Source organism: Variovorax sp. ISS6 (assembly GCF_056523145.1).
In genome coordinates, this window is record NZ_JAWRZC010000001.1 from 2,792,897 (window position 1) to 2,819,827 (window position 26,931).

The following is a 26,931-nucleotide window of genomic DNA, read 5'->3' on the forward strand; positions in this document are numbered from 1 at the left end:
CAACATGGCGGCGGGCACCACGAGATCGAAAGGGCTGGTGTTCGCGTGCGTGTGCGCGGCGTGGTCGATGAGGACAGCCTGCGCACCGTGCTGGCGGCGCTGCGGGCCAGCCGGGTGTGGTCGGCCCGCCCGCCAACACCCGCGTGTGGCTGGTGTTCGGCGTCGGCGACACGGGCGCGGGCCAGTGCCGAAGATGTTGGTGCACCTCCAGCCGACGAGTGACGCATGGAGCCAGATCGATTGGAAACAGTTCACCGAAAAGGTCACGCGGCTACAGGCGCGTATTGCGAAGGCCACACAGGCTGGCAGATGGAACAAGGTCTAGGCCTTGCAACGCCTGCTGACCCGCTCGCGCAGCGGCAAGTTGCTTGCCGTCAAACGAGTGACGGAAAACGAACGCGTTCCGAACGACTTTCGTGATCAGTCGGACACCGCATGCGTCGCCCTTGAATCAATGTCGGTTATCGTAAACACCGATATGAGCTATGTATAACAAGCAAGTACGATTGCATCCCAGCGATAGGTAGCGACCGAGAAACTGCGCTGTCGCGTTGGGACGAACAACCACTGAGGAGACTTCATGGCAGCCTTGTTTGCGGACACCAACAAGTACGACGATGGAGAGGGCCCCCCCATCGTTGAGGCGTATCACAGCGCGATCAAAGATCTAATCCGACGCCGACTCGACGAGCGCAAGTGCTCCTGGGCCGACTTCGTCTTCGACGCGAGTTATGAGTTGCTCACGGCCGACGACATGCGCGCGATCGAGGCCCAGGTGCTTGAAAGCGGCTATCGCTTCACCAGCTCCGCCATGATCTCCGCGCTTGAACGGCCTGAGGCCTATCTGCCGATCCCAGGCAGCGAGGGCAATCCGGACGAATTCTCATTTCAGCATTCGGAGGCCCGCACTGCTGCTGCCGACGCACAGGGCCGTGAGCTCTGCGGTCAAGGCGACAACGTCGTGGAGTACGACAGCAACGTGACCGGAACTGCGCGCTACTTTCGCTCAATAAAGGATGTGGCAGACGCGCTTGCAGACGGCGTGGCGCCGAACACCATCGCAGTGATTGACGACAGCGGCGGCACGCTGACGGCGCCAATCCTGGAGCAGTTCGCTGGGGTCATCTGCGCGGGTGGCACGGTCCGTTCTCACCTTGGCATCCTGACCCGTGAGTACGGCATTCCCTGCCTCATGAACTCCAAGGTTGCTGGCATCCGCAACGGTGACCGTGTGGAGCTCGAGGTGAGCGGACACGCGAAGACGACAGAGGCTTATCAGACCAACACGGAAATGTCCGTGCGTGTCTGGAAGCTGCCCCGTTGATTGTTGGTCGACTACCACCCAAAGCAGGAGAAGTCATGCCGCGCCCGAACCTCAACTACACCCAGATTCTCGAAACCAACAACATCATGCGAGCTGCAGGGGAAGAGACGTACTTCCTCGGCGTGACGCGCACGGTGCAGGAGTCCAAGTTCTTCCCCGTGTCCGCGTATGTCATGCTGGGATACCTGAACGCGTTCTATCGCTACCCGGCATTGCTGCGCAAGATCGAAAAGCACATGTCGCCGGAAGACATTGCCGATCGCATCCGGAACTGCACCACCAAGCTGGAGTCGATGGGAATCAACTGGTGCATGATCAACTTCTATCTGCTAGGCCGCGAGATGCTGATCAACATGGGTGTTATCCGGCCTCACGATGCAGCCGAGGATCTCGCTTATGTGCTCAGCTTCTGGCGCCGCTTCCAACTCGCGCGGCGCCGCGAAGATGGCCACCTGACCTGCAAGGAGGCAGGGCACCGCTCGCAGATCCTTCCTGAGCGACGGATCCAGGTTTATCACGCAGACCTCCATCCCTGCACCGCAGGTGACGAGTTGCATACCGCCACCGACCAGTTCCTCGCAGCCCTGTCCCAGTACGCCGTCCTCGTGGCCTGCGAAAGCCGCGTTTGCATGACCAATCACGGACCCTACAACTTGGGCGAGGGCCGTGAAATGCTTGTGCGAGATTTCTTCGACCTGGCCGAAGGCGACATGCCCTGGCTCGACGGAATCGCCGCAGATGTGCCGTACTCACGTTTGACGGTAACGACAGCTGTGAAGGATACCCACTTCTACATCGTTGACGACTGGGGTAGCTTCGAGTCCAAGCCGGAGTACAAGGCCGACAATCTTTGCGGGGTGGGCCTGTATACCTCCGATGAGCTGTCTGAGACGCAGATTCCGGTGGGCATGGGAAGCAAGGAAGAGCTAACCAAGACCCTGCAGAACCTGACGGAAATCTTCAAGGACACCACCGCGAAGCTCTGGAAGCGCCTCGCCAGCTATCACCGCGAACAGTTGATGGATGCGGGCGCACTGACGTATTACAACATCATCAAGGACTTCGCCCACGTCGCCGGCTGCTATGAGGCCGACGACTGGAACAAGATCGACGAACGCGCTGACCGATTCCGCCCGCTGCTCAACGACGAGTATGGCAATCAGATCCTCGGCGCACTGTTCGTGCCGCTTTCGTGCCCCAGCCACCAGGTCAGCCCTTACGTGATGATGCAGCACTCCAACCTGCCCAAGCGTACGTACTCGCCGATTTCTGCCGCTGCAAGCTTCGACGAGGAGTGCGTGCCCAGCGTGGGCGATCGAATTTACCCGGGTGTGACCTACCTTCCTGAGAAGGTCGACAAGTACCGCACGACCCAGGGCGACATGACTCTTGAAGAGCTCAATCAGCGCTGCAAACAGTTCGTGCCAAAGCTGTGCACAGAGCCTTACCGGCACCTGGACGACACGTGGGTCAAGTATCACTACGACACCCCGCTAGCGGACGAGCTCTACAAGCTAGAGCAGCAAAGTTCGCGCAAACTGAAAGGAAAGGGCGCTGGCCTCGCGCGCTCAGACATCAACGCACTCGCCGACAGGTAAGTACATGAACGCAGAACAGCATCTGGTCCTTCACGGACTAGCCATTAAGAAGTACGCCTTGCCCGACGCGATCGCATCGCTGCTTGGTCTGCCTGAAGAGCGTGTGAAGGCGATCCTGGAGGAGGGGGCGGCGAAGGGAACCGTGATGGATGTTGGCGGCAAATATGCCGTCTCACCTACCGCACGCGTATCGCTTCGCTCGAACTACGGCCGCTTCTACTCATCGCTGAGAAGCAGCCAGGAGTTCAGGGAAGCCCACCTGGCTTTCGAAAAAGTGAACATCGATCTGAAGGCGCTCATCACCGATTGGCAGACCCTCAAGGTCGGCGGGAAGCTGGTGCCAAACGACCACAGTGATGAGGGGTACGACGAGCAGATCCTCAAGCGTCTGGCCAAGCTACACGTCAACGCGGAAAAGGCGCTGAACGCGCTTACTGCGGTACTTCCTCGAATGGGGATTTACCTGCAGAAGCTAGAGGAGGCGCTGGACAAGGCTGAAGACGGTGATATCGCGTGGGTCAGCGATGCGAAGACCGAGAGTTATCACACTGTCTGGTTCGAACTGCACGAAGACCTGCTCTGCCTGCTGGGTGAACAGCGTAAGGAATAGGCAATGCTTAGTTCGAAGGAAACGACCTCCACGCTTCTCTTGACTGGTGAGTGCGTGCCGGACCGGTCACTGATAGGTGGCAAGGCTTGGTCCATTGCCAACATGATGAGTCTGGGCTTGCGGGTGCCACCGGCTTTTGTGATCACGACGATTTCGAATGCGCGCTATGAGAAAGAGGGGGAACTTTGGCCGTCGCTCCTTGGAGACATTGAATCGGGAGTTCGCCATCTGGAGGCACAGAGCCGGCGCACATTTGGCGGCGGCAATAGGCCCTTGTTGCTTTCCGTACGCTCCGGCGCCGCTGTCTCGATGCCGGGAATGATGGATACCGTCCTTAACCTGGGCATCAACGACGAGACCAAAGCTGCCCTGGCGCTGGAGTGTGGTGATGCAGAGTTCGCGGAAGACACGCATCGGCGTTTTCTTCAGCTCTTTGCGAGCATCGTGCTGAAGGTGGACGTTGATGAGGAAGCTGCATCAACCGCTGACACGATCCGAGCAGCCTTGGCGCGCGACGGTCATCCGATGCCAACCGATCCGTACGAACAGCTCCACGCCGCAGTGGAAGCCGTTTTTCAGTCGTGGAACTCGCGCCGTGCCAAGCGTTACCGAGAGCATCATGGCATTCCGCACGACCTGGGGACGGCAGTCACCGTCCAGGCCATGGTGTTCGGAAATCTCAATGAAAGGTCCGGCACCGGGGTGCTCTTCAGCCGCAACCCGTTGTCAGGCTCCCCGGAGCCTTTCGGTGAGTTCTTGCTGAAGGCGCAGGGTGAAGACGTGGTTTCGGGCCGCTTCACGCCCCAACCGCTGGACGCGATGCGCCAGTCCCTACCTGAGGCACATCAAGGGCTTCTTCAAGCGTCCCGCGCACTTGAGGACGCCGGCGCCGAGGTTCAAGACATCGAGTTCACAGTGGAAGATGGCCAACTCTTCATCCTGCAGTCACGCTCGGCCAAACTGGCTCCGCTGGCAGCTGCGCGCACCAGTGTGGACCTAGTGGATGAAGGGCGCATCTCTCCGGAAGCGGCGCTGAAGAGGATCTCGTCTGATCGCCTTCGTCAGCTGCTCGCTCCTACTCTGAGTGAAAGTGTCACTGCTGAGCTGGCTCCGGTGGCCCGTGGTGAAGGCGCGTGCCCAGGCGTAGGCATCGGCTTGGTTGTCACAGATTCTGATGAGGCTGAAGCGCGGATTCGTCGGGGCGAGCGCGTGGTTCTTGCCCGGCCGAACACCAGCCCCAATGATCTCCATGGAATGATCGGTGCGGCAGCCGTCATCACTGAAGAGGGAGGTAGCACTTCTCATGCCGCGGTGGTCAGCCGGGCATTGGGCGTTCCCTGTGTCGTGGGTTGCGGCGCGGGTGCACTCTCAGCGCTGGCTGGGTCCACGGTGACCGTGGACGGCCAAGGCGGGTTTGTCTTCGATCGCGAGTTGCCGGTCGAGCGGCCCGATGAGTCTCGTGATCCTGTTCTTGGGCGCCTGTTGTCCTGGGCAAAGGAACGTGCTGCGCTGCGTGTGGTGCGGCCGGCCGAGGTGGCGCAGTTGTCGGTCCTGGATTTGGGCGTCGACGAAGAAGGCTGTGATGCGGCCACGATCGACCGTGCGCTCGCACGAATTCTGCCGACAGGGACCTTCAAAGGGGCCAAGGGTGGCGCGATTGCTACCGACGCTGGTGTCCAGGCCGCCTTGCGGCATGGACTCGAGTTCATCGTCGCGGACCCCGTGCTACCGCCACTGCTCGCTGCCGCCAACGCGCGGTGAGCTCGCTTCAAACCAGGCTGGCTATCCGCCCTTGACGGCGCGGAAGGACAGCTGTTCTCTTCACCATTATCAAGGAATATCTGTGTTAACCATCAAGCCCCAAGACGTCGCAGCACTCGTAGAGGCGTTCGAGCGAAGCTCCGCGCAAGATATGCGCATCGCAGCGGGAAGTTTCGAGCTGCAATTGTCCAAGAACGCCACAGGTGCACAGTCGTGGGCTCGCCGCTCGGGTGCGCACGAAGCAAGCGCGGCAGTCGTCGTTGCTCCACCTTCTGCTCCTGTCTCATCGCAGCTCGCGCCTGCTCCTGCCACTGTGCCCAAGGGCGAAAAGGCGGAAGCAGCAGGCAAACAACTTGCGGTGAGTTCGCAGCCTCCGGCCGGTCATGTGTTCGTGCGCGCCGCCAACCTCGGCACCTTCTACAGGTCACCGAAACCAGGTGCTCCCAGCTACGTCGAAGTCGGCGGCCGGGTATCCGGTGATACCGAAGTCTGTCTGATCGAGGTGATGAAGCTCTTCACGCCTTTGATCGCCGGCGTGCAAGGCGTCGTGCGCGAGGTCTATGTGACAGACGGGGCACTGGTCGAGTTCGACCAGCCGCTGTTCTTGATTGAAGTCGATGCCTGACAGGCTGACCAGCTGTGATCCATCGACTATTCATTGCCAATCGCGGCGAGATCGCTTTGCGTGCGGTGCGCGCTGCTCGCTCGCTGGGAGTCGAGTCCGTACTCGCGGTTTCCGCGGCAGATCGCGAGAGTCTGGCAGCTGAAGAGGCCGACATGGTCGTCGTTGTGGGCCCAGCGCCTGCCCGCCAGTCCTACCTCAACAGTGCAGGTCTCGTTCACGCTGCGAAGGCCAGTGGCTGCGACGCCCTCCACCCCGGCTACGGCTTCCTTTCGGAGCGGGCATCCTTTGCCAAGCTCTGTGAAGAAGAAGGAATCATCTTCGTGGGTCCTCGCTCAGAGACCATCGAGGCAGTGGGCGACAAGCTTGCGGCAAGGCGGCTAGCTTCCGCTGCGGGCATTCCGATGGTCACTGGGACCGGAAAGGTTTCCTCAACCGACGAGGCGCTCGCCATCGCTGCGCAGATTGGCTACCCGGTCATCACCAAGGCGTCTGCCGGAGGTGGCGGACGCGGCATGCGCGTGGCGCGAAGCGCCGCAGACCTGCAGGAATCGTTCGACCGGTCGTCCCAGGAGGCACTCGAAGCTTTCGGCGACGGGACGCTATACCTTGAGCGGTTTGTGGAGCGAGCCCGACACGTCGAGGTGCAGGTCATGGGCGATGGCTCAGGAGAAATTCTCCACTTCGGGGAGCGAGACTGCACTTTGCAGCGGCGCTACCAGAAGATGATGGAGGAGGCACCGGCCATTGCTCTTTCCGATGCGACGCGCAAGCGAGTGCACCAAGCGGCGATCGATCTGTTGAAGCCGCTGAACTATCGCAACGCCGGTACTGTCGAGTTTCTTTTCGACCCGGATCGCGATGAGTTCTATTTCATGGAAGTCAATGCACGAATTCAAGTGGAGCATCCGGTCTCGGAAATGCTTTGCGGTGTCGATCTGGTGCAGTTGCAGCTTCGCGTGGCTTCCGAGGGGAAGCTGCCGCTCAAGCAGTCTGACATCCAATTCAACGGACACGCCATCGAGCTGCGAATTCTCGCCGAGGACCCGAAGCGCGACTTCCTCCCATGCCCGGGGCGCCTGAGCGAATGGCAGTTCGATCTCGGCGATGCGGGTGTGCGACTGGACAGCGCCATGCGAGTGGGCACGCTGATTCCTCCTTACTACGACAGCATGATCGGAAAGCTGCTGGTTCACGGTTCAGACCGTGGAGCGGCACTGAACAAGATTAACTCCGTGCTCAATGCAGCCAAGGTCGCAGGCATTCGTAGCAATCTCGACTTGCTTTGCTTCCTGTCTGCCCATGGGGACGTGCTTTCGAACGACTTCGACACCCGCTGGGCCGAGCGGGTCCTGATGCCTCAATTTCTTCAAGCGAACTGATCTACTAGCCATGGCACACATTCAAATTCTCGACACCACTATCCGTGACGGCCAGCAAGCTCTCTGGGGTATGCGAATGAAGGCGGGGATGGCCTTGCCCGTCGCGCCGATCATCGACAAGACAGGCTATTGCGTGATTGACACGACCGCTTCGTCTCTGTTCGAAGTGCTCGTTCGCAGTTGCCAAGAGAATCCTTGGGAGGGCCTGGATGCGCTGGTGGAAGCGATGCCGCGCACCCCCAAGCGCGCAGGCATGCGCTCTAACGCCGCCGTGACCTTCTCCATCACGCCTGACGCTCTGATGGATGCGTGGATGCGTCAGTTAAATGCCCATGGCCTTCGCAGCTTCTGGGTCTATGACGTGCTTTTCAACATCGACAAGATGCTGAGGCTCGCGAAGGTGGCCAAGGAGTTCGGGTCCACGTGCGCAGGCGCTTTGATGTTCACGCTGTCACCCGTGCACACCGATGCCTACTACGCCGACAAGGCGCAGAAGCTTGCCGCTTCCGACGACATTGATTCGATCCTGATCTACGATACGGCCGGTGTACTGGAGAAGGAACGGCTCAGTACGCTGATTCCTGCGATTTTGGCTGTGTCGCGCGGCAAGCCCATCGAACTGCATGCAAACAACATCCTTGGCCAGTCCGGCAAGGCCTATCTCGACGCCGTGGATCTCGGCGTAACTATTCTCCATACGTCCTCGCGGCCTCTGGCGAACGGTCCAGCCGTGCCCTCCGTGCAGATGTTTGCGCACAACCTAGAAGTCATGGGCCACACCCATGACTTGAACCTGGACCTGCTTGACCCTGTGGCGAAGCACTTCGAACGCGTGGGACGCGCCGCAGGGTATTTGATCAACCAGAACAACGAGTACGACGTGCTTGCCGTCAAGCACCAGATCCCGGGTGGGATGGTTGGCACGTTGAAGGCCAACCTGGCCACTCACCGCATGGAGCACCGGCTGGACGAAGTGCTCCGCGAGACCGCTATTGTGCGCCGTGAGCTGGCCTACCCAGGCATGGCCACACCGTTCAGCCAGATCGTGGGCATCCAGGCAGTGCTGAACATCGTGACCGGTAAGCGCTATTCGATCGTTTCGGATGAGGTCATTGCGTATGCCGCGGGGCATTACGGGGAGATGGTTGCACCTATCGAGCCCAACGTCCTCGACATGATCATGTCCAACGCGCGTGCCAAACACGTGGTGGCGAATCCGCCGGAGCAGCCCACGATTCAAGAGCTGCGCAAGCGGCATGGCACAGAGGACGACGACGAACTGCTACTGCGGGCACTGGTTCCGGAGGCCGATCTCGAGCGGATGCGTGCAGCGGGTCCGCTGCGTCGGGACTACCCAATGTTCTCCAGTCCGGAGCTGGAGGAAGTGGCGCGTCTCATCCGGACCACGAAGCTGCCCAGCGCCCAAATTCGCATGGGTGAGGTCGAGCTCGAACTTTTCGGAGCAAAAGCATGAGCGCCGATCAACTGACTGCGCTGACGCGACGCATCCTGATCGTCAACGACGATGGAGTGCAATCTCGAGGGATTGCCTTGCTTGAACGTGCGGCGCGTACTTTCGGTGGCGAAGTCATCGTCGTCGCGCCCGACGAAGAGCGCTCGGGCGCAGGCCAGTCGATTTCGCTGTCGGTCCCGTTGCGTGTTCGTCAGATCGAACCCAATCGATTCGCAGTGAAAGGCTCGCCCGCGGACTGCGTCATGCTCGCAATTCGCGAGTTGCTCAAGGACGGGCCACCCACGCTGGTGTTGTCCGGTGTCAACCACGGCGAGAACTTGGCTGACGATCTGGCCTATTCGGGCACCTCTGGTGCGGCCATGGAGGCGTCCCAATTCGGCATTCCCGCGATTGCGTTCAGTCAGGTGCGCGAGCTAGGCCAGATGCCCAGTTTTGACGTGGCAGAAAAGCACATTGAGGAGGTTCTCACCAAGTTGCTGGCAGCGCCATGGCGAGAGGGCTTGGTGTTCAACGTGAACTTTCCAGCCGTTCCCGGTGGAGAGATCACGGGCATTGAAATGGTGCCCGTCGGACGCCGAGTTCGGCGCCCGTTCTTTCCGATCGCGGGCAAGGATGGGCGCAACATCCCTTACTACTGGGTGGGTGTGGACTATGCCCACGAAGTCGAGGCCACGCCAGGCACAGACCTCGCGTCTGTGCGAAAACGCGCGATCTCGGTAACTCCTCTGCGCAGAGACCCGACCGACGATTACATGTTGGACCAACTCGAGCATTTCTTTAAATCATGAGCAAGCCATCTCGGCCCAAGGCCATCATCACCTGCGCCGTGACGGGCGCCGTGCATACCCCGTCAATGTCAGCGGCTCTGCCTGTCACCCCGCAGGAAATTGTGGCGTCCAGTCTGGAAGCCGCCGAAGCGGGTGCCGCAGTCATCCATTTGCATGCCCGCAATCCGGTCGACGGTCGGCCGACCCCTGACCCGGATGTATTCATGCAGTTTCTGCCCGAAATTCACGCTCGTTCAGACGCTGTGATCAATATCACGACCGGCGGCAGTACGCGCATGACTTTGGAAGACCGACTCGCAGCACCGTTGCGCGTGAAGCCGGAACTGTGCTCACTCAACCTTGGGTCCATGAATTTCGTGTTCTCGCAGATGGCGCAGAAGTACGACTCATGGAAGCATGGCTGGGAAAAAGATTACGTCGAGGGGAGCGACGACGTGATCTTCTGCAACACGTTCAGGGACATCGAGAAGATCATTCGTTTGCTGGGACATCAGCATGGGGCTCGGTTCGAATTCGAATGCTACGACGTCGGGCATCTCTACGCGCTGGCGGACTTTGCGCAGCGACAGATCGCGAAACCCCCGTTCTTCGTGCAAATGATCTTCGGTGTCAGAGGCGGTATCGGCGCCGACGCATCGCACCTCACTCACATGAAAGACACTGCTGACAAGCTGTTCGGCAGCGACTATGTATTCTCAGTGATGGCGGCGGGGCGACATCAGATTCCCTTCGCGACCCAAAGTGCCACCATGGGCGGCAGCGTCCGAGTCGGCCTTGAAGATAGTCTATTCATTGCACGGCGTACCTTGGCGGAGTCCAACGCGCAGCAGGTGAGAAAGATCAAGCACCTGCTGGACGAGCTTGGTGTAGAGGTCGCCACACCAGCAGATGTCCGCAAGATGCTTCAGCTCAAAGGACGAAGCAATGTGGGCTTTTGAACGAGGTGCCAGACGCTTGGTTGCTCGTAGCCGCAAATTGTCTAGTCGTCTTGGGTCTCCCATTCAGCGCCTGTGTCAGTCTCGACGGCGCGAACGATTTCGTCCTCCATGGCCTTCGCTTCCGGCGTCTGATTCCTTTCCCTTAGCCGCGCAAGGTAGAGCGTGCGACTCAACGCTGGCTTAAGCGGCTTTGCGACGAACTCTCCCGAGTCGAGTTGTCTCGTGCAAGCCATGTTTGGCAGGATCGCGCAACCCAGCCCCTGAGAGATCATCGTCCTCATCAGAGACACACTGTCCATCCTAATCATGGGTTCAATTTCAATGTTGCCGTCTTGCAGGTATCTCTCAATGACGAACCGAGTGCCATGCACTGCAGCAGGAAGCAGAAGATCAGAAATAGCTTGCAGTCGCCCGCGTTCGATCAACGCTTCGCCAGCAAGCGCATGATCATGACGCATCGTGAGATAGAGGTGCTCAGTAACGATTTTTCGCGTCGCGATCTTCTGCGAGTTCGGGTTGTGCAGCACCACCGCAAGATCTACGGCTGCGTCGGCCAGATACTGATGCACATGTCCACTCGAAGCCTCAAGCACAGTGAGCTTTGTGTTGGGGTACTTCTGCGAGAACTGCTGGATCACCTTTGGGAAGTAGCGGCTGGAGAACGGGCGCGGAGCGGCGATCGTGACTCGGCCACGCACACCGCCCCGGGCCATGGTGATCTGTTCACGCGCGCTTTCCATCTCCCGAATGATCCGTTCAGCTTGCGCGAGCAGAAGTTCGCCTGCGTGGGTAAGCGTGACGCCACGGCTTTCCCTAAGCAGCAAGGGGGCGCCCAGCTCCTCCTCGAGCAACTGAATCTGACGGCTCAATGTGGACTGCGCAAGATCCAGGGCAGCTTCAGCCGCAGTGAAGCTGCCCATCTTCGCCACTTGAGAAAAGTAGAACAGCCGCCGGCTGTCGATGAGGTGTTGAGCAACTCGTTCGCCGAGGGCACTGCGTTTGCTGCGCGTGCTGGAGCCGCGCTCTTTAGGGGGGGGATCGCTTTCTCCAGAATTCATTTCTTTGAGCTGGCACGTAAGTGGAAGCCGGCTAAGAGATGCTCGTCGGAGAGATCAGCTCAGCGCCTGTACGGCCGCAGTTTATCGAACAGTTTGGAAGGTCATCTATGCAGGCTAGTCCCAGTTTGAATACGCCTTCCGCGCCGGAGCCGCCAGTGGCTGTGCAGCGCCGAAGTGTACTGTGGGCCGCCGGAGCGCTTCTTTGTGGCCGTTCTGCCCTGGCGCTTTCTGCACAAGCGAATGATCCCATCCGTCTAGCGCTGGTCGAAAGCCTCAGCGGCCCGTTCGCCAACACGGGCGAGGCGGTCTTCCGCAACCTGCTGTGGGCGGTGGAGCGCGTCAATGCGCGCGGCGGCATTGCCCTGCCCGGCGGCGCGCGGCCGCTGCAACTGGAGCGCTACGACAGCAAGGGCCAGAACGACGAGGCGCTGTCGGCCATGCGCGCGGCGCTGGACGGCGGCGCGCTGGCCGTACTGCAGGGCAATTCCTCGGCCACGGCCGCGGCCCTGCTCGATGGCCTGGCCAAGCACAACGAGCGCAACGGCTCGCGCCAGGCGCTGTACCTCAACTACTCGGCCGTGGATCCGGTGCTGACCAATGAGCGCTGCAGCTTCTGGCACTTCCGCTTCGATGCCCATGCCGACATGCGCGTGACGGCGCTGATGGATGTGCTCAGGGACGACCGAGAGGTGCAGGCGGCCTACCTGATCGGCCAGGACTACAGCTTCGGCCAGGCCGTGCTGCGCGAAACGAAGCGGCAGTTGGGCCTGCGGCGGCCCGACGTGCGCATCGTGGGGGAGGAACTACACCCCATGGGCCGCGTGAAGGACTTCGCGCCCTATGCGGTGAAGATCAAGGCCAGCGGCGCGCAGGCCGTGATCACGGGCAACTGGGGCAACGACCTCACGCTGTTGGTGAAGGCCGCGCGCGAGGTCGGCTTCGACGGTAAATTTTATACCTTCTACGGCAATGCGCTGGGCGCTCCTGCGGCGCTGGGCGAGGCGGGCGTCGGCAAGGTGATTGCCGTGGCCGACTGGTTGCCCAACGTGCCCACGCCGGAGTCCGCCGAGTTCTACCGCGCCTTTCGCGCACGCTTCCCGAACCCGGCTGAAGACTATGTGCACATGCGCATGCAACTGCTGATCGAGGCGCTGGCCCGGGCGGTGGCCGAAGCACGCAGCACCGAGGCTGTGGCGGTGGCCCGCAAACTGGAGCAGGCGCGCGTGAGCCTGGCGGGCCGCAGCGGCCACATGCGGGCCGCCGACCACCAGTTCCAACAGTCGCTGGTGGTGGGCGTGATGGACCGCCAGGGCACGCCCGGCGTGCCTTTCGACGTCGAAGGCTCGGGCTATGGCTTTCGCGTGATCAAGGACATCGCGCCGGCGCTGGCGGAGATGCCGCACTACTGTCGGATGGCAAGGCCTTAAACGAGCAGTGACAGCCGCTGGCGGTCCGAACACCCACCGCTCGGAAATGGTCGACTTCAGGGGGTGGTTAGACCTGGCTGCGCTTGAGCGGGAAGGTCGTGTGAGATTCAGAACATTGCAGAAACAGTAGCCAGCCGGAGACCGCATAGAGCGCAGCCAATGATCGCAGAACTCATTGCCTCGCGAAGTTGCTTGGTCCAACGGAAGGCGGCCTTTGCTGACCCAGAACTTAACGGTGACTTTTGGCCAGAAAGACAAGAATGTGGGGAGTACACGGCTTCTGAGCCACTCACTGATTGGAGTCATTCGAGCACGATGGATCAACCACCGCCACAGCGACGACGCGATCCGATCTCTCCATTCCTTGGCGGCTTGAAGCTGGCCCATACCATCACGCTGCGCGACCTGTCGCACTTCCGCGCCGTGGCTGCCACGCAGAACGTGCACCGCGCAGCGGACGAACTGGGCATCGACCCTTCGGCGCTGGCGCGCTCCATCCGCGAATTCGAGGAGAAGCTGGACGTGGCGCTGTTCGAGCGCACGCCCAGCGGCATGCGACTGACGCCGGCCGGCGAGGCGCTGAGCGAGCACAGCGACGAGCTGCTGCTGAACTTCGAGCATGCGCTGCGCATCGCGCAGGAAACAGATGAGCGGCAGAGCCTGCCGCTGCGCGTGGGCATCGCCGACGGACTGGTGCAGCCGCTGCTATCGCAGCGCCTGGCGCAGTGGCGTGCGATGGAGCCCCGCACGGGCCTGGTGATCAGCGAGGTGCGCGCCAGCGAGCTGGCGGCCGGCCTGCGCCGGTGGGAACTGGACGTGGGCTTTTCCTTCGGCGTGGACCAGGAGCGCGGTCTGGCGCAGGAGTCCGTGTGGTCTTATCCGCTGGTGGTGCTGGTGCCGACCGGGCATGCGCTGGCGGTCCATTCGGAGTTGACGCTGCCCCAGGTGATCGAGCATCCGCTGGTGGTCTGCGACCCGTACTACAAGCCGGGCGTGCACCGGCAGATCGACGCGCTGGTCCGCCGTGACGGCGCGAAACCTGCCATCGCCTGCCAGGCCGCCAGCCTGGCGGGCTTCATCACCCGCATCGGCAGCGGGGATGGCATTGGCCTGGCCGACGAAGGCCACATGCTCACCGTGAGCCGGCCGGACATCGTGTCCATCCCGCTGCGCGACGAGTCGGCTTCGCTGACGACCTTCGTGCTGTACCGACGGGCGAAGAAGCCTCTGCCGTTGGCACTTCGGCGGTTCATCGCGCACGTGAAGGCAGGGCAAAACCCGGCATAGCCTCAGCCGGCGACACGCTGGCATGGCCCGCAGCACGCGGGCCTGCGCCACAGCCTGCGGCAGATACGGCCATGGACATCGTGGGCGCTGCTGTTGATCCTTGCCGCAGAGACAAGCCCGCGGAATGCAGTGGCCAGCGGGAGCATCACAACAACATGAACTGACGCCACGCCGTTCGCGGCTCTGGCCTCGCCCTTCGGTGGCGACTTCCGAACAGCGTGCGCTGCGCTGCGCCCCGATGGGTGGGTCGCGCGGGCGCTTGATTCCAGACTCGTGCGATGCGTGCCACGGGGGCACGCCTGCGCAGAACGAGCGCTGGATGCGTCGGAAGGAGCGTGCATGCCGCAACCCGGAAACCATGCCGAAGGCAACGCGAGAACAGGTACCCACACGGGCATCCTGTTCGGCCAGATCGCGACGGTCACGGCCGTAGCCCTCGGCGGTGTGTGGGGAGCCACCCAGTGGACGGCGCAGACGCTGGGCCACCAGACGCGCTTGGGGCCAGCATGGTTCGACTTGTCGGGCAGGCCGGTGTATGCGCCCTGGAAGCTGTTCGAGTGGTGGTTCCTGTACGACGCCTATGCACCGCAGGTTTTCGCGCATGGCGGCGCCATCGCGGCGGGGAGCGGGCTGCTGGCCACTGGCGTGGCGATCGGCATGGCGGTGTGGCGTTCTCGTCTTGCTCGGCGCGTCACCACCTATGGTTCCGCGCGTTGGGCCGAGCGCGCAGAGATCGACAAGGCCGGGCTGACCAAGGCAGCGGGTGTCTTCCTCGGCCGCCTGGTGTCCAGTGGCGGTGCCTACCTGCGTCACGAAGGACCGGAGCACGTGATGGCCTTCGCGCCCACGCGTTCCGGTAAAGGCGTGGGTCTGGTGGTGCCCACGCTGCTGACCTGGCCGGGCTCGGCCGTGATCCACGACATCAAGGGTGAGAACTGGCACCTGACCGCCGGATGGCGTGCACGCTTCTCGCACTGCCTGCTGTTCAACCCGACCGATGCGCGCTCGGCCGCCTACAACCCGCTGCTTGAGGTGCGCCGGGGCGAGCACGAAGTGCGCGACGTGCAGAACATCGCCGACATCCTGGTGGACCCCGAGGGCGCGCTGGAGAGGCGCAACCATTGGGAGAAGACCAGCCACGCGCTGCTGGTCGGCGCCATCCTGCACGTGCTCTACGCGGGCGAGGACAAGACCCTCCGGGGCGTCGCGAACTTCCTCTCCGACCCGGCTTGCCCCTTCGAGGTGACGCTGCACCGGATGATGAGCACGCTGCACATCGGCGATGGCCCACATCCTGTCGTTGCGTCCGCCGCCCGCGAAGTCCTGGACAAAAGCGACAACGAGCGCTCGGGCGTGCTGTCCACGGCCATGAGCTTCCTGGGCCTGTACCGCGACCCCACGGTGGCCGAAGTCACTTCGCGCTGCGACTGGCGCATCGCGGACCTGATCTCGGCCGAGCATCCGGTGTCGCTGTATCTGGTCGTTCCCCCATCGGACATTTCGCGGACGAAACCGCTCATCCGCCTGATCCTCAATCAGATCGGCCGTCGCCTCACTGAATCACTGGATGGCAGCGACGGCATCGAACGCAGGCACAAGCTGCTGCTGATGCTCGACGAGTTCCCGGCCCTGGGCCGGCTGGACTTCTTCGAGTCGGCGCTGGCCTTCATGGCGGGCTATGGCCTGCGGGCCTTTCTGATCGCGCAGTCTCTGAACCAGATCGACAAGGCCTATGGCCCGAACCACTCGATCCTGGACAACTGCCACGTGCGCATCGCCTTCGCCACCAACGACGAGCGCACGGCCAAGCGCATCTCCGATTCGCTGGGCACCGCCACCGAACTGCGCGCCCAGCGCAACTATGCGGGGCATCGGCTGGCGCCGTGGCTGGGCCACCTGATGGTCTCGCGCCAGGAGACAGCCCGGCCGCTGCTCACGCCCGGCGAGGTGATGCAACTGCCACCCGACGACGCCGTGGTGATGGTCTCGGGCCATCCGCCGATCCGCGCGAAGAAGCTGCGCTACTACCAGGACCGCAACTTCACCGGGCGCGTGTTGGCGCCGCCTGTCCTTGCCGCCGGCACCTATGCCGACAAACCCACTGGCCGTGCGGACGACTGGAGCGGTCTCACTATTCCAGCCCCTGCATTCAGCACGGCAACAGGCGACGCCGCCGGCCTCGCCGATGAAGGCGGCCACCAGCTCAAGCCGGAACTGGATGTCGCGGAGCAGTCCAGACAGGAGCCCGAAGCCGGCGACCTGATCCTGCTGGACGACGAGCGCGACGACGACGGCACCCCGCTGCTGCCGCGCGACTTGGACCAGCAGATGGATCGCCAGCTCATGCGAAACGCCCGGCTGGCCGCGCTGGACCCTGACGACGGGATCGCGCTATGAGCCGGGCACGCCTGAACATCTTCATCGAACCCAAGCACGCGAAGCGGCTGGAGGACTTCGCCATCCACCGCGGCGTCTCGAAGTCCTCGGTGATCGCGGCGGCGCTGGCCTCGTTCCTGTCGCCCGACGCGATGGATCAGCGCGAGGCGGCCATCGCCAGGCGCCTGGACCGCCTCTCACGCCAGTTCGACCGGCTGGAGCGGGACCAGTCCATCCTGATCGAAACCGTGGCCCTGTTCGTACGGCACTACCTCACGCTGGCGCTGCCGGTGCCCGAGCAGCAGCAGGAGGCCGTGCGCGCACAGGGGCGTGCGCGCTACGCGCAGTTCATCGAACAGCTTGCCCGCCATATCCAGCGCGGGCGCAGCCTAGTCCGGGAGATCCATCAGGAGATCGGCCCGGACTTCACGGCACTGCATGAAGGCCATGGCGACCCGATGTCAGCCGCGACCAGCGTTGTGCCGGGAGAAGACGCACCGGCCTACCAAGAAGGAGACAAGCCATGAAGCGCACCGACCCACCGGACAACGATGCCGGAGGCGATGGCCGAAGGCATGCCGAGTCCGCCGAGCGCCGTATCCGCATGCTGCGCACCGCGATGGGGTCGGAGATCGCCGCCGCCCTGGAAGACCCCGACATCGTGGAGGTGCTGCTGAACCCGGACGGTACGCTGTGGGTGGACCGCCTGGGCACCGGCCGCGCGCCCACTGGGCACAAGCTGCCCGCGCCCGTGGCAGAGCGGATCATCCGGCTGGTGGCGGCGCACGTGCGCGCCGAGGTTCATCCCGGGGCGCCGCTGCTCTCGGCCGAACTGCCCGAGACGGGCGAGCGCTTCATGGGCGTGCTGCCGCCCATCACGCGGGCGCCGTCCTTCGCCATCCGCAAGTGCGCGCTGCACATCATGACGCTGGCCGACTACGTGGCCGATGGCGTGATGACCGAGGCGCAGGCCGCCTTCCTGCGCACGGCCGTGCGCGAGCGGCAGAACATCGTGGTGGCCGGCGGCACCAGCACGGGCAAGACCACGCTCGCCAACGCGCTGCTCGATGAGATCGCGGCCACCGGCGACCGCGTGCTGATCCTCGAAGACACCGTGGAATTGCAGTGCCGAAGCGACGACCACATCGCCATGCGCACCGAGCCGGGCGTCAGCACGATGGCCGACTTGGTGCGCGCCACGCTGCGGCTGCGCCCGGACCGCATCGTGGTCGGCGAGGTGCGCGGGTCGGAGGCCCTGGATCTGCTCAAGGCGTGGGGCACCGGCCATCCCGGAGGCATCGCCACGGTCCACGCCGGCTCCGCCCAGGGTGCGCTGGTGCGCCTCGAACAACTCGTGCAGGAGGTCAGCGTCACGGTGCCGCGGGCGCTGATCGCCGAGGCCGTGAACGTGATCGTCCACATCGCCGGGCGCGGCCATGCGCGCCGCGTGCGCGAGATCGCACGGGTCACCGGGCATGACCACCACGGCTACCAGCTCGACGCCTCGCTGGGGTTGCCGTTTCCCGAGATTTTTAACCCTCCGTCAGCCACCACAGGAGATGCGCCATGAAGACTTTCCGTAAAACCGCTTCGCCGTACCTGCCAGCGGCCACGCTTACCTTGCTGCTGTTCACAACGGCACTGCCCGCGCGCGCAGCCGGCTCCAGCATGCCCTGGGAAGCGCCGCTGCAGTCGATCCTGGATTCGGTCCAGGGGCCGGTGGCCAAGATCATCGCGGTGATCATCATCATCGCCACCGGGCTGGCGCTGGCCTTCGGCGACACCTCGGGCGGTTTCCGCAAGCTCATTCAGATCGTCTTCGGGCTGTCGATCGCGTTCGCGGCATCCTCGTTCTTCCTGACTTTCTTCAGCTTCTCAGGCGGAGCAGTGCTGGCATGACCGCAGCTTCCGATAGTCCGAGCTTCGCTGCCGGTTTCGAGGTTCCCTTGCATCGGTCACTGACGGAACCAATTCTGCTCGGCGGTGCGCCGCGCACCGTGGCGATCGCCAACGGCACGCTGGCCGCCGCCGTGGGGCTGGGCATGCAACTGTGGATTGCGGGCGTCGTGGTCTGGATCGTCGGCCACACGCTGGCGGTCTGGGGTGCGCGCGTTGATCCGCAGTTCATGCAGGTCTTCGCCCGGCACATCAAGCACAAGCCGCTGCTGGACGTGTGAGGGGATCCCATGCTGAACCTCGCCGAGTACCGCCAGCGGCCCGCGCCGCTGGCCGACTGGCTGCCCTGGGCCGGTCTGGTGGCGCCGGGTGTGGTGCTGAACAAGGATGGTTCATTTCAGCGCACGGCGCGCTTCCGTGGACCCGACTTGGACAGCGCCACCCAGGGCGAGCTGATCGCCACCACGGCGCGGCTGAACAACGCGCTGCGCCGGCTGGGGTCGGGCTGGGCCTTGTTCATCGAGGCCGAGCGCCGGCTGGCGGCGGACTATCCGCACTCGGAGTTTCCCGAGCCGCTGTCCTGGTTGGTCGATGAAGAACGGCGGGCCACCTTCGAGGACTCGGGCAATCACTTCGAGAGCGGCTACCACCTGACGTTGGTGTACCTGCCGCCCGAGGAGTCGCGTGCCCGCGCAGCCGGGCTGCTGTACGAAAACCGGCCCACCGAAGGCGTGGACTGGCGCGAGCGGCTGACCGCCTTTGTCGCGGAGACGGATCGCATCTTCGACCTGCTCAACGGCGTGATGCCCGAGATCGCCTGGCTCGGCGATGCGGCGACGCTGACCTACCTGCATGCAAGCATCTCGACGCGGCGCTACCGAGTCGGCGTGCCGGAAGTGCCGTTCCACATCGACGCGCTGCTGACCGATTCCCCGCTGGTCGGCGGCCTGGCGCCCATGCTGGGCGACCAGCACCTGCGGGTGGTCACCGTTCGGGGCTTCCCGACCTCGACCTGGCCGGGGATGCTGGATGACCTGAACCGTCTCGGCCTTGGCTACCGCTGGTCAACCCGCTTCCTCTGCATGGACAAGGCCGAGGCCGAGAAGGAACTGATGCGGCTGCGCCGCCAGTGGTTCGCCAAGCGCAAGAACGTCATTGCGCTGCTGCGCGAAACCATCTTCCAGCAGGAAAGCCCGCTGGTCGATACCGACGCCAACAACAAGGCCGCCGACGCAGACGCCGCCTTGCAGGAGTTGGGGGGCGATCAGGTGGCCTTCGGCTATCTCACCGCGACAGTGACGGTACTCGATGCCGATCCGGCCACAGCCGACGAGAAGCTGCGCATGGTGGAGCGGGCCATCCAGGGCCGAGGCTTCGTCACCATCCCCGAGACTCTGAATGCCGTCGATGCCTGGCTGTCGTCCATTCCGGGCAATGCTTACGCGAACGTGCGCCAGTCCATCGTGTCCACGCTGAACCTGGCCCACATGATGCCGGTGTCGGCGGTGTGGGCCGGCCAGGAGCGCAATCGCCACCTTGATGGCCCGCCGCTGATCGTCACGCGCACCGATGGCGCCACGCCATTCCGGTTGGTGACGCACATCGGCGACGTCGGCAACACGTTGGTGGTCGGTCCCATCGGCATGGGCAAGTCGGTGTTGCTGGCGACGATGGCGATGCAGTTCCGGCGCTATCCGGGCTCGCGCATCTTCGCCTTCGACATGGGCCGTTCGATCCGGGCCACCATTCTGGGCCTGGGTGGCGAGCACTACGACCTGAGGCCGGATGGAGGGGTGGCATTCCAGCCGCTCGCGCGCATCGACCGCGAAGGCTGGCGCACCTGGGCCGCCGAGTGGATCGAGGGGCGGCTGGTGCAAGAGGGCGTGGCGGTCGGGCCGCCGGAGCGCGAGGCCGTCTGGACGGCCCTGGGGAGCCTCGCCGGTGCGCCGCTGGAGCAGCGCACGATGACGGGCCTGTCGGTACTGCTGCAATCGAATGCGCTGCGCCAGGCGCTCGCGCCGTACGTGCTCGGGGGCGCGCACGGCAAGCTGCTGGATGCCGACCACGACCGGCTGGGCAGCGCGGATGTTCAGGCCTTCGAGATGGAAGAGTTGATGACGAGCAAGGCCGCCGTCATGGCCGTGCTGCGCTATCTCTTCGCGCGCTTCGAAGAGCGGCTCGACGGTGCGCCGACGCTGCTGATTCTGGACGAGTCCTGGCTGTTCCTGGACACCCCGCTCTTTGCGGCGCGCATCCGCCAGTGGCTCAAGACCCTGCGCAAGAAGAACGCTTCGATCGTCTTCGCCACGCAGTCGCTCGCGGACGTGAAGGAGTCGGCCATCGCGCCGGCCATCATCGAGAGCTGCGCCAGCCGCATCTTCCTGCCCAACCCGCAAGCGGCCGAGCCGCAGATCCGCTCGATCTACGAGGGTTTCGGATTGAACCGGCGGCAGATCGAGATCGTCGCCACGGCCGAGCCCAAGCGCGACTACTACTACCAGTCCCGCCTCGGCAACCGGGTGTTCGACCTCGACCTGGGGCCGGCCACGCTCGCCTTCGCGGGCGCTTCCACGCCGCAGGACCAGCAAGACATCGACCGCGTGCTTCAAGCCTCCGGCGTGCCCGGCTTCGCCGGCGCCTGGCTGCGCCATCGCGGCCTCGACTGGGCCGCGGATCTGCTGCCCTCGTTCCCTGGCGTTTCGCCGGCTTCCCTTCGTTTCGTTGACTCGCCCAAGGAGACCTTGCCATGAAGTCCCGCACCCCCAAGCTCGCCGCCCTGGCCGTGGCCTGCACGCTCGCCTTCGGCGCGGTGCAGCCCGCACACGCCATCTTCGGCATTGGCGACACCGTGTTCGACGCCTCCAACTTCATGCAGAACATGCTGACGGCGGCCAACACCCTGGAGCAGATCAGCAACCAGGTCAAGCAACTGCAGAACGAGGCGCAGATGTTGATCAACCAGGCACGCAATCTGGCCAATCTTCCGTCGAGCGTGGTGGGTCAGCTGCGAGCGAACCTGGCGACCACGCAGCGGCTGATCGCCCAGGCCAAGGGGCTGGCCTACGACCTGGCGAAGATGGACCAGGACTTCGCGCGCTTGTACCCCGAGCAGTACGCCGCCACCGTCAGCGGCGACCAGATGCTGCGCGATGCGCAGGAGCGCTGGAAGAACACGCTCAATGGCTTGCAGACCACCCTGCGCATGCAGGCGCAGGTGTCGCAGAACCTGGGCGAGGACGAAAGCACGCTGGCCGACCTGGTGGGCCAGAGCCAGTCGGCCTCCGGTGCGCTGCAGGCGATGCAGGCCACCAATCAGCTTCTGGCCTTGCAGGCCAAGCAGACGATCCAGGCACAGCGCCTGCAGATCACGCAGGACCGCGCCGTGGCGCTGGAGCAGGCGCGGCAGGCGGCGGTGCAGGAGCGGGCGCGGGAGGTACGCCGGCGCTTCATGGGCAGCGGCACGCCGTACACGCCGCAGACGGTGAACTTCTACAGCGGGCAGTGAGGCAGCCATGAACAGGCTGTTCATCATGGCTGCGGCGACGCTGATGCTTGCTGCCTGCGGCAAGCCGGCGCCGTTTGAATCGGTGGAATCGCTGGTGGGGAACCTCGAGCGGCTGAAGGAACTGCGCGCCGCCTGCAAGGCCGACCACGCCAAGATCGGTGACGCGCAATGCAACGCGGTGGCCGAGGCCACGCGGCGGCGCTTCATGCGTCCCACGCCGTCACCCTACGCAAACGATCCTGTGAGGCCGCCGGCCAGGGACGGGGCACCATGAACGACGTCGGCATCATCGACCGATTCCTCGACGTCTTCTCGCGCTACATCGACTCGGGCTTCGGGCTGCTTCAAGGCGAGGTAGGGTTCCTCACAGCCACCCTGGTGGCGATCGACATGACGCTGGCGGGCCTGTTCTGGGCCATGAGCCATGCGTCGGGCCAGGGCGACGACGTGATCGCCCGGCTCGTCAAGAAGGTGCTCTACGTAGGTGCCTTCGCCTACATCCTGGGCAACTTCAACCGGCTGGCGGCCATCGTCTTCAACTCGTTCGCTGGCTTGGGGCTGAAGGCGTCCGGCTCCACGCTGTCCCAGGGCCAACTGTTGCAGCCAGGGCGCCTGGCGCAGGTCGGCATCGACGCCGGCCGCCCGATCATGGAGCAGATCGGGAGCATGGCGGGCTTCCCCGAGGTGTTCGCTCATCTGGACACCATCGGGGTGCTGTTCCTGGCTTGGCTGGTGCTGATCGTGTGCTTCTTCGTGCTGGCGGTGCAGCTCTTTGTCACGCTGATCGAGTTCAAGCTGACCACGCTGGCCGGCTTCGTGCTGGTGCCCTTTGCCCTCTGGAACAAGACCAGCTTCCTCGCCGAGAAGGTGCTGGGCAACGTGGTGTCCTCGGGCATCAAGGTGCTCGTGCTGGCGGTGATCGTGGGCATCGGATCGACGCTGTTCTCGGAATTCACCGTGGCACCCGGTGCCGATCCCTTGATCGACCATGCGCTGGTGGTCATGCTGGCGTCCCTGGCCATGCTGGGGCTGGGTATCTTCGGCCCCGGCATTGCTACTGGGCTGGTGTCCGGGGCGCCGCAACTTGGGGCGGGCGCGGCAGCGGGCACGGCCATCGGTGCGGCCGGCTTGGCCGTCGCCGGTGGCGCGGCCGTCGCAGGCGCGGGTTCAGCCGCAGCAGCCGGTGCGCGCATGGCCCCCGGCACCGCGCGTGCCGCCATTGGCGGCGGGGCGGCCGCAGCCCGCTCGGCCTCGACCCTGGCCGCGGGTGCGAAGCAGGCCTACCAGGCTGGGGCGGCTGCTTCGGCCGGTGGCTCGGTCCGCGCAGCGGGCGCCGGCATCGCCAATGTGGCCAAGACCGGCGCCAGTGCGGCCGGGCAGCGCGTGGCCGCTGGCGCCAGGGCAGTCAGGGACCGAGTGGCGGGCTTTGTGGCCGAAGCGGCCGCGCCCGCTGCCGCTTCGGCCTCTGCCTCCGAGTCAGTGGCGCAGCCCGCCACCTCGGAGCCCGCCTGGGCGCAGCGCATGCGCAGGCGCCAGCACGTCGCGCACGCGGCCACCACCACCGCGCACGTGCTGCGCTCGGGCGATCACGGCGGCGGCGGCTCAGGCCCCAGCCTGCGCGATCCCTCGTCCTGATCTCAAGGAGACCTCATGCGATTCAAACGTCCTCTGGTGCGCTACGGCGACACGCCGCAGCCTGCCACGCCGTACCAGTCCGCCGCACAGGTGTGGGACGAGCGCATCGGCTCGGCCCGCGTGCAGGCACGCAATTGGCGCTTCATGGCCTTCGGCTGCCTGGGGCTGGCGCTGCTGATGGCGGGTGGCCTGGCGTGGCGCTCGGCGCAGTCCATCGTCACGCCCTACGTCATCGAGGTCGACCAGGCCGGTCAGGTGCGCACGGTGGGCGAAGCGGCCGCGCCGTACCGGCCTGGCGACGCGCAGATCGCCCACCACCTGGCGCGCTTTGTCTCGCTGGTGCGGTCCCTGTCCATCGACCCGATCGTGGTCCGTCAGAACTGGCTCGATGCCTACGACTACACCACCGACAAGGGTGCCGTGGTGCTGAACGACTACGCGCGGGTCAACGACCCGTTCACCCGCATCGGCAAGGAGTCGGTGACGGTACAGATCACCAGCGTCGTGCGCGCCAGCGACACGTCCTTCAACGTGCGCTGGACGGAGCGCCGCTACGTCAGCGGCGCAGCTGCCGGCCTGGAGCGGTGGACGGCCGTGGTGTCCATCGTGCTGCAGACCCCGCGCACCGAGGAACGGCTGCGCCGCAATCCCCTGGGCATCTACGTCAATGGACTCGCGTGGAGCCGTGAGCTGGACTCCGAAGGAGCGAAACCATGAGATTGTCTTTGCGTTTCTACGCTCTTGTGCTGACCGTGGTGGCCCTCTCGGGCTGCGCTTCGCAAGGCAAGCCGCCGCCGGTCATCTCGCTCGATGAGCCGGCGCAGGCGCAGCCGCTGCCGCTGCCGGACCCGCCCAAGCCCGTGGAGGTGGTCACGGTGCCGGAACCGCTGGCGCTGCCGGCGCAGTTGAAACCGCTGCCCGAGGCGGATGCCGCCCCGGCTGCGCCGGAGCCAGCTGACGAGAAGGTGCGTGTCTCGCGCGCCAATGCCGAGGCGCGCGTCGCGCCCACCCGCGAGGGCTACGTCAATGCGATCCAGGTCTGGCCGTACAGCGACGGCGCGCTGTACCAGGTTTATGCGGCCGTGGGTCGCGTGACCGTGATCGCCTTGCAGCCGGGCGAGGAGTTGGTGACGGTGGCCGCTGGCGACACGGTGCGCTGGATCGTGGGGGACACGTCCAGCGGCGCAGGGGCCGACCTGCGCGTGAGCGTGCTGGTCAAGCCGATCCGCTCGGGCCTCAAGACCAATCTGGTGATCACCAGCAACCGGCGCACCTACCTCCTGGAATTGACTTCGACCGAGAAGGCATGGATGGCATCGGTGTCCTGGGAGTACCCGAAGGACAGGATGCTGGCCTTGCAGCGACAGGCGCAGGCGGCCAGCGCCGCCGCGCCGGTGGAGTCCGGGCTGTCGCTGGAGAAGATCCGCTTCCGCTATGCCATCAGCGGCAGCAATCCGCCCTGGAAGCCGCTGCGCGCTTTCGATGACGGCGAGAAGGTCTATGTGCAGTTCCCGCCTGGCATCGCCCAGGGCGAACTGCCACCGCTGTTCGTGATCGGCGCGCAGGGCGACGGACAGTTGGTCAACTACCGCTTCCGCTCGCCATACCTGATCGTGGACCGGCTGTTCGGCGCGGCCGAGCTGCGCCTGGGCGGAGACAAGGGCGATGTGGTGCGCATCGAGCGCACGGACGGCCTCGCCAAAGGGAACTGACCATGAGCCAGGACGATTCTCCCGATCTTGCCGCGCCTTCGGCTGGCAAGGTCGCGCCCGAGGCGGTGGCGCTGCGCGCGCAGCCGCGTCCGGTGACACGCCTGAACCGGCGCACGCTGGCGATGCTGATGGGTGGCCTGGCCGTCGCCGTGCTGGGCGCCGCCATCTGGTCCTTGCAGCCACATCGGCGCGGCGCGGGCCAGCAGAACGAGCTTTACAACGTCGATCGCGTGTCGAAGACGGCGGGGCTGGATGGCCTGCCGGCGGACTACTCGAAGCTGCCGGCCAAGGTGCCCGAGAAAGTGCCTGAGCTGGGGCCACCGTTGCCGGGCGATCTCGGGCCGGCCATCGCGAAGTCTCAGCAGCCGGTGGTGCCGGCCTATGCACCGCCTGGACACGATCCTGCGGACGCATTGCGCAAGGAGGCCGAGGCGGCGGCGGCCTCGTCGGTGTTCTTCCGCACGGGGAACCAGGGCAAGGGTACGGCGACAGCCGCCCAGGCAGCGCCTGCGGCGCCGGGTGCTGCCAGTGCCCTGGCGGGCTTCAATCCGCTGGCGGCCGGACCGGCCTCGACAGCGGCGCAGGCCGACTCGACTGCCGCGCAGAACCGCCAAGACCAGAAGGAGGCGTTCCTGAAAGCCGGCTCTACTGAAACCCGCAACGCCGGCAGCTTGACGCTGCCGACATCGCCGTACCAGGTCATGGCCGGGACGGTGATCGCCGGGGCACTGGTGACGGGGATCAAGTCGGACTTGCCGGGCGACGTGATCGCCACGGTGACGGAGCCGGTCTACGACACGGCCACGGGCAAGTTCCTGCTGATCCCTCAAGGATCCCGCATCCTCGGCAAGTACAACAGCCAGGTCAGCTACGGGCAGAGCCGCGTGCAGGTGGTGTGGAACCGGATCATCCTGCCTGACACGTCCTCGCTGACGCTGGACAGCCTCGTGGGCACCGATCCGGCGGGTTATGCGGGCCTGGAGGACGATGTGGACTACCACTGGGGCCGGATCTTCGCTGGGGCGGCGCTGACGACGCTGCTGGGTGTCGGCGCCGAGTTGGCCTCGCCGGAGAACCGGCAGGACGGCAACCGCATCGTGATTGCCGGGCGCGACAGCCTGCAGGACAGCGTAAACCAAGTGGGGCAGGAGATGACCCGGCGAAACCTCAACATCCAGCCGACGCTGAGCGCGCGGCCCGGTTTGCCAGTGCGGCTGGTCGTTTCACGAGATCTCGTGTTGCGCCCTTACCAGCCCTTGTTCGTCCAGCGCGGGGGGGGCCGATGAGCAAGGCAGGTCATCGCCTGAGCCTGGGGCCGATCCCGAAGCCTGATGCGGTCAAGCTCACGATCGCGCTGTCGGCCGAGTTGAAGGCACAACTCGACGCCTATGCGCAGGTACATGCGGGCATGCACCAGGCGCCCGTGGATGCGGCCACGCTGATCCCGCACATGCTGGCGGCATTCATCGCGCGGGACCGAGGTTTCAGGGTGGCATGCAGGAAAGCCACGGCGCCCGAACCAGATTGAGGCAGCTCGG

The 26,931-nt window shown here is 64.5% G+C and carries 25 protein-coding genes and 1 pseudogene; 25 read left to right on the plus strand and 1 reads right to left on the minus strand.

Features of this window, described 5'->3' with window-relative positions; translation table 11 throughout:
* The first annotated feature begins 193 nt into the window (after positions 1–193).
* From AC1HIL_RS12725 to kce, 10 genes and pseudogenes are all read left to right on the plus strand, one after another.
* A pseudogene (locus AC1HIL_RS12725) lies at positions 194–493 on the plus strand (reverse transcriptase N-terminal domain-containing protein).
* Positions 494–580: 87 nt separating this feature from the next.
* Positions 581–1,324, plus strand: coding sequence for a PEP-utilizing enzyme (locus tag AC1HIL_RS12730; protein WP_057597327.1), 744 nt, complete (start codon positions 581–583; stop codon positions 1,322–1,324).
* A 35-nt stretch (positions 1,325–1,359) separates the two neighbouring features.
* Positions 1,360–2,922, plus strand: coding sequence for a hypothetical protein (locus tag AC1HIL_RS12735; protein ID WP_057597328.1), 1,563 nt, complete (start codon positions 1,360–1,362; stop codon positions 2,920–2,922).
* A gap of 4 nt (positions 2,923–2,926) precedes the next feature.
* Positions 2,927–3,532: a hypothetical protein gene (locus AC1HIL_RS12740; RefSeq protein WP_057597329.1), complete on the plus strand. Its 606-nt coding sequence runs from the start codon at positions 2,927–2,929 to the stop codon at positions 3,530–3,532.
* Between the two features lie 3 nt (positions 3,533–3,535).
* On the plus strand, positions 3,536–5,293 hold the full coding sequence (locus tag AC1HIL_RS12745) for a pyruvate, phosphate dikinase (protein ID WP_057597330.1): 1,758 nt from the start codon (positions 3,536–3,538) through the stop codon (positions 5,291–5,293).
* An 82-nt stretch (positions 5,294–5,375) separates the two neighbouring features.
* The gene (locus AC1HIL_RS12750; protein WP_171023872.1) at positions 5,376–5,918 is read left to right on the plus strand and encodes an acetyl-CoA carboxylase biotin carboxyl carrier protein; all 543 of its coding nucleotides are present in this window, start codon (positions 5,376–5,378) and stop codon (positions 5,916–5,918) included.
* A 14-nt stretch (positions 5,919–5,932) separates the two neighbouring features.
* On the plus strand, positions 5,933–7,297 hold the full coding sequence (locus tag AC1HIL_RS12755; RefSeq protein WP_064264932.1) for an acetyl-CoA carboxylase biotin carboxylase subunit: 1,365 nt from the start codon (positions 5,933–5,935) through the stop codon (positions 7,295–7,297).
* 10 nt (positions 7,298–7,307) lie between these two features.
* On the plus strand, positions 7,308–8,771 hold the full coding sequence (locus AC1HIL_RS12760) for a pyruvate carboxylase (protein ID WP_057597331.1): 1,464 nt from the start codon (positions 7,308–7,310) through the stop codon (positions 8,769–8,771).
* Positions 8,768–9,559: a 5'/3'-nucleotidase SurE gene (gene surE, locus AC1HIL_RS12765; RefSeq protein WP_057598469.1), complete on the plus strand. Its 792-nt coding sequence runs from the start codon at positions 8,768–8,770 to the stop codon at positions 9,557–9,559. The genes AC1HIL_RS12760 and surE overlap by 4 nt, the downstream gene beginning before the upstream one ends.
* Entirely contained in the window at positions 9,556–10,497 is a 942-nt protein-coding gene (gene kce, locus AC1HIL_RS12770; protein WP_057597333.1) for a 3,5-dioxohexanoate:acetyl-CoA acetone transferase, read from the plus strand. Before surE ends, kce begins: the two co-directional genes overlap by 4 nt.
* 41 nt (positions 10,498–10,538) lie before the next feature.
* Here kce and AC1HIL_RS12775 read toward each other — a convergent pair whose 3' ends face one another.
* Positions 10,539–11,555 (minus strand): LysR family transcriptional regulator, encoded by a 1,017-nt coding sequence (locus tag AC1HIL_RS12775; protein ID WP_082321781.1) that lies wholly within the window; start codon positions 11,553–11,555, stop codon positions 10,539–10,541.
* A gap of 107 nt (positions 11,556–11,662) precedes the next feature.
* Here AC1HIL_RS12775 and AC1HIL_RS12780 point away from each other — a divergent pair, with 107 nt between their 5' ends.
* The 15 genes from AC1HIL_RS12780 to AC1HIL_RS12850 all read left to right on the plus strand — a co-directional run bounded on the left by AC1HIL_RS12780 (position 11,663) and on the right by AC1HIL_RS12850 (position 26,921).
* Complete coding sequence (locus tag AC1HIL_RS12780) at positions 11,663–12,982, plus strand: branched-chain amino acid ABC transporter substrate-binding protein (RefSeq protein WP_082321782.1); 1,320 nt, start codon at positions 11,663–11,665, stop codon at positions 12,980–12,982.
* 372 nt (positions 12,983–13,354) lie between these two features.
* Positions 13,355–14,269 carry a LysR family transcriptional regulator gene (locus tag AC1HIL_RS12785; RefSeq protein ID WP_057597336.1) on the plus strand — a complete coding sequence of 305 codons (915 nt, stop codon included), beginning with the start codon at positions 13,355–13,357 and terminating at the stop codon, positions 14,267–14,269.
* Between the two features lie 339 nt (positions 14,270–14,608).
* Positions 14,609–16,666 (plus strand): conjugal transfer protein TraG, encoded by a 2,058-nt coding sequence (locus AC1HIL_RS12790; RefSeq protein ID WP_057598237.1) that lies wholly within the window; start codon positions 14,609–14,611, stop codon positions 16,664–16,666.
* Entirely contained in the window at positions 16,663–17,172 is a 510-nt protein-coding gene (locus AC1HIL_RS12795) for a hypothetical protein (RefSeq protein WP_057597634.1), read from the plus strand. Before AC1HIL_RS12790 ends, AC1HIL_RS12795 begins: the two co-directional genes overlap by 4 nt.
* Complete coding sequence (trbB, locus tag AC1HIL_RS12800; RefSeq protein ID WP_057597635.1) at positions 17,169–18,215, plus strand: P-type conjugative transfer ATPase TrbB; 1,047 nt, start codon at positions 17,169–17,171, stop codon at positions 18,213–18,215. Before AC1HIL_RS12795 ends, trbB begins: the two co-directional genes overlap by 4 nt.
* Complete coding sequence (locus AC1HIL_RS12805) at positions 18,212–18,544, plus strand: TrbC/VirB2 family type IV secretion system protein (RefSeq protein ID WP_057597636.1); 333 nt, start codon at positions 18,212–18,214, stop codon at positions 18,542–18,544. The genes trbB and AC1HIL_RS12805 overlap by 4 nt, the downstream gene beginning before the upstream one ends.
* On the plus strand, positions 18,541–18,822 hold the full coding sequence (locus tag AC1HIL_RS12810; protein WP_057597637.1) for a VirB3 family type IV secretion system protein: 282 nt from the start codon (positions 18,541–18,543) through the stop codon (positions 18,820–18,822). Before AC1HIL_RS12805 ends, AC1HIL_RS12810 begins: the two co-directional genes overlap by 4 nt.
* Before the next feature lie 9 nt (positions 18,823–18,831).
* Positions 18,832–21,291 (plus strand): conjugal transfer protein TrbE, encoded by a 2,460-nt coding sequence (gene trbE / locus AC1HIL_RS12815; RefSeq protein WP_057597638.1) that lies wholly within the window; start codon positions 18,832–18,834, stop codon positions 21,289–21,291.
* A complete protein-coding gene (trbJ, locus tag AC1HIL_RS12820) occupies positions 21,288–22,046 on the plus strand; it encodes a P-type conjugative transfer protein TrbJ (protein ID WP_057597639.1) in 759 nt (252 codons plus the stop codon). The genes trbE and trbJ overlap by 4 nt, the downstream gene beginning before the upstream one ends.
* 7 nt (positions 22,047–22,053) lie before the next feature.
* Entirely contained in the window at positions 22,054–22,320 is a 267-nt protein-coding gene (locus AC1HIL_RS12825; RefSeq protein WP_057597640.1) for an EexN family lipoprotein, read from the plus strand.
* Complete coding sequence (gene trbL, locus AC1HIL_RS12830; RefSeq protein ID WP_057598236.1) at positions 22,317–23,681, plus strand: P-type conjugative transfer protein TrbL; 1,365 nt, start codon at positions 22,317–22,319, stop codon at positions 23,679–23,681. Before AC1HIL_RS12825 ends, trbL begins: the two co-directional genes overlap by 4 nt.
* A 15-nt stretch (positions 23,682–23,696) precedes the next feature.
* Complete coding sequence (gene trbF, locus AC1HIL_RS12835) at positions 23,697–24,398, plus strand: conjugal transfer protein TrbF (RefSeq protein ID WP_057589479.1); 702 nt, start codon at positions 23,697–23,699, stop codon at positions 24,396–24,398.
* A complete protein-coding gene (gene trbG, locus AC1HIL_RS12840; protein ID WP_057589480.1) occupies positions 24,395–25,393 on the plus strand; it encodes a P-type conjugative transfer protein TrbG in 999 nt (332 codons plus the stop codon). The genes trbF and trbG overlap by 4 nt, the downstream gene beginning before the upstream one ends.
* 2 nt (positions 25,394–25,395) lie before the next feature.
* Positions 25,396–26,679, plus strand: coding sequence for a TraB/TrbI/VirB10 family type IV secretion system protein (locus AC1HIL_RS12845; RefSeq protein WP_057589481.1), 1,284 nt, complete (start codon positions 25,396–25,398; stop codon positions 26,677–26,679).
* A complete protein-coding gene (locus tag AC1HIL_RS12850) occupies positions 26,676–26,921 on the plus strand; it encodes a DUF2274 domain-containing protein (RefSeq protein WP_057589482.1) in 246 nt (81 codons plus the stop codon). The genes AC1HIL_RS12845 and AC1HIL_RS12850 overlap by 4 nt, the downstream gene beginning before the upstream one ends.
* Positions 26,922–26,931: the final 10 nt, after the last annotated feature.